Origin of the sequence: Atribacter sp., assembly GCF_035418125.1 — a bacterium.
Lineage (GTDB): Bacteria > Atribacterota > Atribacteria > Atribacterales > Atribacteraceae > Atribacter > Atribacter allofermentans.
Window position 1 is genome coordinate 1 of record NZ_DAOLQM010000079.1, and the last position, 8,334, is coordinate 8,334.

Below are 8,334 nucleotides of genomic sequence, written 5' to 3' on the forward strand. Positions count from 1 at the left end.
GAATATATTAATAAAACCTTACCAGTGAAAGTGATTGAAGCGGATCGAAAAACCAGGAATGTTGTGGTTTCACATAAAATTATCGTTGAAGAAGAAGAATTAAAAAAGAGACAAGAAACCCTTGCCAATCTTGAAGTTGGTCAAATCAGGAAAGGGATTGTTAAAAATATTACCAGTTTTGGTGCTTTTGTTGATTTAGGTGGGATTGATGGATTGTTGCACATTTCAGAGATATCCTGGGGTAGAATTGGAAAGTTAGAGGATATATTGAATAAAGGTGACGAAATTGATATTCGAGTGATAGGGTGGGACCCCAAAAAAGAGGAAATATCCCTAAGTATGAAGCGCCTTAAACCAGATCCATGGGAAAGCGTTGAAGAAAAAATGAAAGTAGGGGATATCGTTCAGGGCAAAGTAATATCCATTAAAGATTTTGGAGTATTTGTAGAGATCGAAGAAGGGATTGAGGGTCTAGTTCACATTTCTGATATTTCTTGGGGATATGTTAAGCATCCGAAAGAAGTGGTTAAAGTAGGTGATATTGTTGATGCTCGAATTCTCGATATTGATAAAGAAAAAAAACGTTTATCACTTGGTTTAAAACAAATCCATCCCGACCCGTGGCTTTCAGTCGGTGAAAATTATCCGGTTGATAGTGTAGCTCGAGTGCGGGTAGAACGGATCAACCCCAAGGGTGCCATTGTTGAAATTGAAGATGGTGTTGAAGGAAAGATACCCATCGAAGAACTATCCTGGAAACGTGTGAATCGAGTAAGCGAAATTTTACGCCGGAATCAGTTAATTGATGCCCGTATAGTCGACGTTGATCCGGAGAACCGTCAAATTACTTTAAGCCTAAAGCAGATGAAAGAAAATCCTTGGGAGCAGGCCCAAAACCTTTGGAAGGTTGGAGATACAGTTGATGGGAATGTTCAAAGGCTAATGAATTTTGGAGCTTTTATTGAACTGATACCCGATGTTGAAGCCCTCCTTCCTCTTTCGGAATTAGATTGGGAGCCGGTTAAACATCCTGGTCAGTTACTTAAAAAAAGTCAGACACTGCCAGTTAAAATTATTGAGTTTCAACCAGAAGAGCAAAGGATTGTAGTAAGCCGGAAGGCAATCCTTCCTGATCCTTGGTTCGAAATAAAAAATAAATACCCAGTAGGAAGTATTCATACCGGAAAAGTTGTCAGAATTGTGGATTTTGGAGCTTTTATTGAATTGGAAAAGGGATGGGATGGTTTAGTTCACATTTCAGAGATATCTGATAAACGAATTTCCTCTCCCTCAGAAGTAATCGAAGAGAATCAAGAAGTCAATGTAAAGATTATTAAACTGGATGACCAGGAGAGAAAAATTGGTCTGAGCATTAAGCAAACTCTCCCTCGTGATGAAGAAAAAGAACGAACAAAAGAAAGGGAAAAACCCAAAAAAGAACAACCAATAACTCAAACCAATGGTAGAACTACTTTGGGCGATGTTTTTGGAGATACTTTTAATAATCTTCTCAATAATATGAAAAATAATTCATGATAGAAGTTGTTGATGTTGTTTTTGAGAAGCGGATCCAGAATGTCATAAATGAAATAAAAGATATTGCAGAAGGTTTTGAAAGAGTCGTAGTGGCCTTTTCTGGAGGAGTCGACAGTACGGTTGCACTTTTTCTTTCGATATATGCTTTGGGGAGAGAAAAAGTGCAAGCATGTACCGTTGACTGGGAAGAGTATTTTCCCTATCATGCCCGAGAGAATATTGACTTTCTTATATCCTGTTTTCATGTCCCGCATTTGTATCTTCCTGGAAGAAATATCATTGAAGAGGTTGTAAGCCGTGGACCTGCTTGTAATCTCTGCACCAGAAAAGCCAAATTAGATAATCTTCAAAAGAATTTTGGGGAAAAAACACTGATAATCGGTGGTGCTAATCAGAGTGATAGTTGGGGAATCCGCGGTCTTAAGCTGATACGAAATACCTATTCGCCTCTTTTTGACTTCTCCAAGCAAGAAATTTTTCAGATTTGCCAGATTATGAATATTCCCGTCCGACGAATAGGCGAAAATAGTGTCCGAGAAGGTTGCGTATTAAAACATCTCTATAAACCGCTGGCAGCAAAAGTTCATGGACAGGCGGTGGTAAAAGCCAACCAGGTTTTATTACAAACCCTCCATCAAGAGGGATTTAAAAGCGAGATAGCTAATGTTAAAATTGTCGGACCTTTACAGAAGAATCAGGCACTGATTAATCTTCGACCGTTTCCCAATCCAAAGCTGAAGTCGATTATTTCTCAAAGAATGACCGATTTCGAAGAAATCGATACCATAACCTGGGTTGATCGTCCTCTTACCTTAGTAATACGTGCCAATCCTGGCCTTTACCGCAATTTCGATTCCCGGTATTGGATTGAAAATGGTAAAATTCAACCAGACTTTGTTCAGCCAGTTTCATTTCAATGGATGCCATCAACCAATCGAAGACTTCGGACCTTTCAGGTTGTCGATTTTTGGATATAATTATGAGCAAATGAAAAGCATGATGGTGATTGAAAAGGAGAGAAGTGACGTACAATGACCAGTTCTGAGTTGAGGCAAAAATTCCTGGATTTTTTTGAAAAAAGAGGACACAAGATACTTCCCAGTGCTTCGTTGATACCAAACGATCCAACTCTGCTTTTAACCATTGCTGGTATGGTGCCTTTTAAACCAATTTTCTTAAACAAAATCCAGCCTAATTTTAAGCGGGTTGTCAGTGTCCAAAAATGTGTTCGGGTTAATGACCTGGGAAATGTTGGTCATACAGCCCGCCATCATACTTTTTTTGAAATGTTAGGAAATTTTTCTTTTGGTGATTATTTTAAAAAAGAAGCCTGTCTATGGGGATGGGAATTTCTCACTCAGACGATCGGTTTTTCTCCTGATAGAATGTGGGTTTCAGTTCATCGTAAAGACCAAGAAGCTTTCGAAGTTTGGAAGAATTGTGTTGGTGTCCCACCGGAAAGAATTGTTTTCTTAGGTGATGAAGATAACTTCTGGGCTTCAGGACCGATTGGTCCCTGTGGGTATTGCTCAGAAATTTATTATGATCGTGGGGAAGCAAGGGGTTGTGGTCAGTCCACCTGTACCCCGGGGTGTAATTGTGATAGATATCTTGAAGTATGGAATCTGGTTTTTATGGAATTTGATCGAAAAGCCGATGGAACTCTTGAGGAACTTCCTAAAAAAAATATTGATACCGGTATGGGATTGGAGCGTTTAGCCTCGGTTGTTCAGGAAACTGATACTGACTATGAAACCGATCTCTTTTTCCCCATAATTCAAGGTTTGGAGAAAATATCAGGCAATGATTACTTGATACCAGCCTTAAAACCCCCTTTCCGGATTATTGCCGATCATATTCGTGCCATTGTTTTTCTTATTGCCGATGGAATCTATCCTTCAAATGAGGGAAGAGGCTATATTTTAAGGCGCTTGATCCGTCGCGCCTATCGATATGGAGGAAAAATAGGAATCCATCAGCCTTTTCTCCATGAGTTACTATTTACTGTCATTGATGGAATGAGTAACGCTTATCCAGAACTATTCATGCGAAAAGATATTATTTCAAAAATTGTATTTCAAGAAGAATCCCGCTTTCAGGGAACCCTGCAAAGTGGAGAAGCCTTTTTAAGTCAATTAATTGAACAAACCAAAAAAAATAAAAAACAACAGCTTTCTGGAAAGGATATTTTCATGCTCTATGATACTTATGGATTTCCGTCAGATGTAGCTGAAGATATTCTTCAAGAAGAGGGTTTGCAATTTGATAAAACAGAATTTGAAAATCAAATGGAACAGCAAAAAAATAGAGCACGTAAAGCACGCGGTGAAAAAGATCGGCTTATAAGGAGCCAAAAGGAAGTCGAGGAGCTATTTACCGGTGTTTACAGTCGCTTTGTAGGATACAATCAATCTATGGTCAATACCGATATGGTAGCTCTATCCGATGGAGAGGACCGTATCAGCCAAGCGGAAACTGGCCAGAAGGTAATCGTCGCCTTGAAAGAATCACCCTTTTATCCGGAAAAAGGAGGGCAAGAGTTTGATACCGGCTGGATAGAATCCGAACAAGGAAGGGTTCAGGTCGAGAAGGTCTACTCTGAATTTTTAATCGAGGGTACAGTAGTCAGTGGACAAATCAAAGAAAATGATCGAGTTTGGGCAAAAATTGATACCCAACGTCGCCGACTCATTGAAATTCATCACACGACCACTCACTTGCTTCATCGAGCACTGCGGGAAATCTTGGGTTCACAAGTAAAACAAGCTGGATCCTGGGTAGGAGAAAGTGGACTTCGCTTTGATTTTACCCATTTTTCTGCTTTGTCTGAGGATGAAATCGACGCTGTAGAAGAGATTGTAAATCAAAAGATTTTTGAGGACTTACCGGTGGTGATAAGTTATTCAAGCCTGGATGAAGCTCAGAGAGCAGGTGTTATTGCATTGTTTGAAGAGAAATATCAATCACTAGTTCGGATTGTCCGAGTGGGTGATTACACTGCCGAGCTTTGTGGAGGAACCCATTTACGGCGAACCAGTGAGGCTGGTCTTTTTAAAATTATTACCGAATCCAGCATAGGATCGGGTTTAAGAAGAGTAGAAGCAGTAGCTGGATCAGTTGCTTATAAATATCTTCAGGACTATTTCCACCTGGGACGTGATATTAAAAAAATTTTTGGATCGGATCATTATCAGATATTACCAGCTATTAATAATTTAATCGAGAATAATAAACATTATAAAGAAGAACTCCAACGGACCTTTCAATCTCATGCACGTCAGGCAATTCTTGATGCTCTCCAAGTTGCTGGAAGCAACAACCCGCCAATTTACCTGACTCATCTTTTTGTTGAAAATCCACCGGAGATAGACTATTTAAAAGAGATGGTTGATGAATTACGTACTCGCCTGAGCCAGGGAATAGTAGTCTTGGGGATTAAAAAAGATGAAGCAATTTCTGGTGTTTTAGCTGAAATAAATCTCCCCCAGCCAATCGATTTGAATCGTTTGGTTCGTGAAATAACCAAGAAAATTGGTGGTGGTGGAGGAGGGAGGCCGTCTTTGGTTCAATTTGGTGGTATCCCCTTTGGCTCTTGGGAAAAATTTGTAGAAGAAATCAAGAAAATGACCAATCAAATCTCTTGATATTGAAGAAGAAGAGGGAAAAGATAAGCTTTTTATATTATAAATTCAGTAAAACTTGATTTATCAATATCAAAAACTCAAAGGAATTTGTTGGTGAAAAAAATATTAGCGGTCGATTTAGGAGAAAAGAGAATCGGGTTTTCTTACAATCGTGGGACAAGCTTTGCTTCACCTTTGAAGGTGATTTCCAGTGAGAACCTAAAAAAAAATGTTGAGAATATAATCGAAGTGGCCCAACAAGTTCAAGCTGAAGTCATTGTTTTGGGTTTGCCTTTGCGACTAAATAATTCAGTAAAAAGCGAAGCGCAAAAAATTATCGAGTTTCGTGAGTTATTAATTAAGCGTTTTCCCGGTGAAGTGGTACTTTTTGACGAGAGGTTAACGACCAAAGAAGCAGAGAAAAGATTGCTGGAAGCTGATGTAAGTCGGAAAAAAAGGAAAATGGTTATCGATCAGTTAGCGGCAACCATAATTCTCCAAACCTATATTGATTCTACTCAAATATGAAAAAATATCATTTCGGATTAATCGTTGTTACTTATTTATTTTGTTTTATTCTTTATATATCATTTTATTATTCTCCAGGATTAAGTGGTGTTTCTCAAACCATGGTTATCCAATCCGGAATGACCAATCGAGTGATTGCCCAAGATTTTAAGAAGAACGATCTCATATCTTCTCCAGCTCTTTTTTTGGCTTTTACATTTTTAAGCGATCAAAGTCGATTGATTGCTGGGAATTATCAGTTTCGATCAGGAGAAACCATTTCCCAAATTGTGAGCAGAATTGCTCAAGGTCGTTCTTATCAAGTCAAAGTAACCTTTCCTGAGGGTTCAACAGTTAAACAAATGGCTGAGTGGCTTGATCAAGCTGGAATTTGTCGACAGGAGGATTATTTAAGTTATACTCAACAACCGACAATTTTTCAAAAACCATGGTTATCCGAAGCAAAAAATTTAGAAGGTTATTTGTTTCCCGATACTTATTATTTATCACCAGGCACCAATCCCAAGCAGGTCATTGAAATCCAATTAAAACGATTTGAGGAAGTTTATCCCGGAAGTCTCTTGGAGGAAAGTTTTACCGAGATGAGCCAAAAAGTAATATTAGCTTCAATAGTCGAGAGAGAAGCACAGTTAATAAATGAAAAACCTATAGTCGCTTCAGTTTTTTTAAATCGCTTGAAATCGAATATGAAATTAGAGTCGTGTGCAACGGTCATTTATGCCTGGAATCAGGAAAAGGGAGTGCAGCTCTCATCATTGAGCTTGGAAGATTTAACCATACCATCTCCTTACAATACCTACCTTCACAAAGGGCTTCCTCCAACTCCGATTTGTAATCCTAGTCTTGATTCTTTAGAAGCAGTAGTAAATCCTCCTCAAACCGATTATTATTTTTTTGTACTGGGAGAAAATGGATCGCACAATTTTTCCAAAACCTTTGATGAACACCTAAAAAACAAACAGAAGAGTACAATCCAATGAAGCAGTTGTTAAGGAAATTTTATCCATCACTTTATGTTGATGAAATATCTGAGATCCCACTGGATTTGTTAAAGAAAAGAGGGATACAGGGTTTGATTATCGATCTCGATAACACTATCGCACCATGGGACCAGCCAACTGTTACTCAGTCGGCAGAAAGGTGGCTGAAAAAAGCTAAAAATGATGGATTTAAAATATTTCTGGTGTCCAACTCCACAACTTCAAGAGTCAATTACTTCATGGAATCCTTGGGTATCCCTGGGATATCTATGGCCCAAAAGCCGCGACGCGGTTCCTTTCGTAAGGCTCTGGAATCGATGGACTTGAATTACAATCAGGTTACTGTGATTGGTGATCAAATATTTACCGATGTTTTAGGAGGGAATCGATTAAATCTCCATACTATTTTAGTCAATCCCATTAACCGAAAAGAATTCTTTTTTACCCGCCTGGTACGATTGGTGGAAAAATTTGTTATGAAAAGGTTTCTTCAATGGTTCAACAAAACCGAATAACCGCTCGAACCAACTTGTTAGGACTCATTGGACATCCAGTGGATCATTCACTGTCACCAGTATTTCAAAATGCAGCGCTCAACGCTTTAAACCTCGACTACGTCTATTTAGCTTTCGATATTTCCACTGGGGACCTTATGGACGCTGTTCGGACGCTTCGAACTTGGCGATTGAAGGGAATAAACGTTACAGTTCCACACAAGGAAAAAATTATTCAATGGTTGGATAGATTGGATGATACTGCCTTACTATTGGGAGCAGTGAATGTTGTGGTTGTAAAAGATGAAGAGTTAGTTGGTTATAATACTGATGGGATTGGTTTCGCTAAAGCTCTGGATTTTAATCAGATTAACCTTAATGGTAAACAGGTTGCTCTTTTGGGAGCTGGAGGAGCTGCTCGAGCTGTTTTATCGGTGCTCATTGAAAGAGGAGTTCGTAAGGTTATAGTGTTTAATCGTTCGTTCGAGAGGTCTTTACAATTTCAGCAGTGGGCAAAAAATTCATTCGCCACGGTAATAGAAATTGATAACTGGGAGAGCTTTATAAATGGTCAATCTTCTTTTTTGAGCCAGGTTGATGTTTTGATTAATGCTACTAGTTTGGGACTTAGCCAGGAAATCATTGAAGTTCCATGGAACGGTATTGATAACTGTGAATTGGTAATTGATGTAGTCTATAATCGTGAAGAAACTCCTCTGGTAAGAGAAGCACGAAAAAAGGGGAAAAAAGCTTTTGATGGAAAGATGATGTTACTTTTTCAGGGAGCGGAGAGTTTTCGTTTGTTTACTGGCTTTGAAGCCCCCATTGGAGTAATGGAAAAAGCCTTGAATGAGGCATTGAGGTAAGTATCTTGCTGACTTTCTGTCATTCTGAAGAGTCCGGTGTTTCTATCGGATGACGTAGCAATCTCATCCGGCTTCACCGTCATTCTGAGGAGTCTGGTGTTTTTTTCTGGACGACGTGAGAATCTCATCCACCTACTCCGTCATTCTGAGGAGTCCGGTGTTTTTTCTGGACGACGTGAGAATCTCATCGGTTAAAGTATTTGAAATGTAAAAAACCTAAAAGAAGAAATCCTCACGGATTCTTAATACCAATCCTCAGGATGACAGTGTTGAGATATTCGTGGTAAATTATATATTGCGAGTAGAC

At 39.0% G+C, this 8,334-nt stretch carries 7 protein-coding genes; all 7 read left to right on the forward strand.

Translation table 11 applies throughout. The features are described from left to right. Window positions 1-1,536 (forward strand): S1 RNA-binding domain-containing protein (locus PLK24_RS05540; RefSeq protein ID WP_324477086.1); only part of this gene is annotated, 1,536 nt, incomplete at its 5' end. Next, on the forward strand, window positions 1,533-2,513 hold the full coding sequence (locus tag PLK24_RS05545; RefSeq protein WP_324477088.1) for an adenine nucleotide alpha-hydrolase family protein: 981 nt from the start codon (window positions 1,533-1,535) through the stop codon (window positions 2,511-2,513). The genes PLK24_RS05540 and PLK24_RS05545, both read left to right, overlap by 4 nt. Window positions 2,514-2,567: 54 nt before the next feature. Then, window positions 2,568-5,180, forward strand: coding sequence for an alanine--tRNA ligase (alaS, locus tag PLK24_RS05550; protein WP_324477090.1), 2,613 nt, complete (start codon window positions 2,568-2,570; stop codon window positions 5,178-5,180). Window positions 5,181-5,273: 93 nt separating this feature from the next. Continuing rightward, the gene (ruvX, locus tag PLK24_RS05555; RefSeq protein ID WP_324477092.1) at window positions 5,274-5,687 is read left to right on the forward strand and encodes a Holliday junction resolvase RuvX; all 414 of its coding nucleotides are present in this window, start codon (window positions 5,274-5,276) and stop codon (window positions 5,685-5,687) included. Next, window positions 5,684-6,667 carry an endolytic transglycosylase MltG gene (gene mltG / locus PLK24_RS05560; protein WP_324477095.1) on the forward strand — a complete coding sequence of 328 codons (984 nt, stop codon included), beginning with the start codon at window positions 5,684-5,686 and terminating at the stop codon, window positions 6,665-6,667. Before ruvX ends, mltG begins: the two co-directional genes overlap by 4 nt. Further along, window positions 6,664-7,182 (forward strand): YqeG family HAD IIIA-type phosphatase, encoded by a 519-nt coding sequence (locus PLK24_RS05565; protein ID WP_324477097.1) that lies wholly within the window; start codon window positions 6,664-6,666, stop codon window positions 7,180-7,182. Before mltG ends, PLK24_RS05565 begins: the two co-directional genes overlap by 4 nt. Further along, window positions 7,161-8,027 carry a shikimate dehydrogenase gene (aroE, locus tag PLK24_RS05570; protein WP_324477099.1) on the forward strand — a complete coding sequence of 289 codons (867 nt, stop codon included), beginning with the start codon at window positions 7,161-7,163 and terminating at the stop codon, window positions 8,025-8,027. The genes PLK24_RS05565 and aroE overlap by 22 nt, the downstream gene beginning before the upstream one ends. The last annotated feature ends 307 nt before the right edge of the window (window positions 8,028-8,334 follow it).